This window comes from Mesorhizobium sp. M5C.F.Ca.IN.020.32.2.1, assembly GCF_004023105.1.
GTDB lineage: Bacteria > Pseudomonadota > Alphaproteobacteria > Rhizobiales > Rhizobiaceae > Mesorhizobium > Mesorhizobium wenxiniae.
In genome coordinates this window covers 1-829 of the sequence record NZ_RZSX01001446.1, presented here as the reverse complement: position 1 = coordinate 829, position 829 = coordinate 1, and the positions used below count along the sequence as shown (strand labels likewise).

Annotated in this window: 2 protein-coding genes; both read right to left on the bottom strand. The window is 62.8% G+C overall.

The features are described 5' to 3' along the window. On the bottom strand, window positions 1–272 hold a 272-nt coding region (locus tag EOA86_RS36670), incomplete at its 3' end, for an alcohol dehydrogenase catalytic domain-containing protein (RefSeq protein ID WP_164892410.1). 61 nt (window positions 273–333) lie between these two features. Continuing rightward, window positions 334–829, bottom strand: a 496-nt coding sequence (locus tag EOA86_RS36665; RefSeq protein ID WP_128345835.1) for an aminotransferase class I/II-fold pyridoxal phosphate-dependent enzyme, incomplete at its 5' end; no start/stop codon positions are given.

Below are 829 nucleotides of genomic sequence, written 5' to 3'. Positions count from 1 at the left end.
CCCGAAACACGCTGGCCGACCTTGTATTCGGTGACCGCCGCGCCGAAGTCGGTGACCGTGCCGACGAACTCGTGGCCGGTCACCATCGGCACCGGCACGGTCTTTTGCGCCCACTGGTCCCAATTGTAGATGTGAACGTCGGTACCGCAGATCGCTGTCTTCCTGATCTTGATCAGAACGTCGTTCGGGCCGATTTCCGGCACCGGCACCTCTTCCATCCAGATGCCCGGCTCGGCCTTGGCCTTGACCAGCGCCTTCATCATGTTCGACATTCTTTTGTCCCTTGAATCTCTTGATCCGAATGACCCGAAATCGCTTTTCTGTTCCGGCCGTTCAGGAAATCACACCGAGTTCGCGCCCGATCGCGCCGAACGCCTCGACCGCGCGATCGATGTCGGCGCTGGAATGGGCGGCCGACATTTGCGTGCGGATGCGCGCCTGGCCCTTCGGCACCACCGGAAACGAGAAGCCGATGACATAGATGCCGCGCTTCAGCATGCGCGCCGCCATCTCCTGCGCCAGCGTCGCATCGCCCAGCATGACCGGGATGATCGGATGATCGGCGCCGGCAAGCGTAAAGCCGAGCTTACCCATTTCAGACCGGAAGCGCGCCGCATTGGCATAGAGGCGCTGACGCAGCGCATCGCCATTGCCGATCAGTTCGAAAACCCGGATCGAGGCGCCCGCGATCGCCGGCATCAGCGTGTTGGAAAACAGATAGGGACGCGAGCGCTGGCGCAACCAGTCGACCACCTGGCACTTGCCCGATGTGTAGCCGCCCGACGCGCCGCCCAGCGCCTTGCCGAGCGTGCCGGTGATGATATCCACC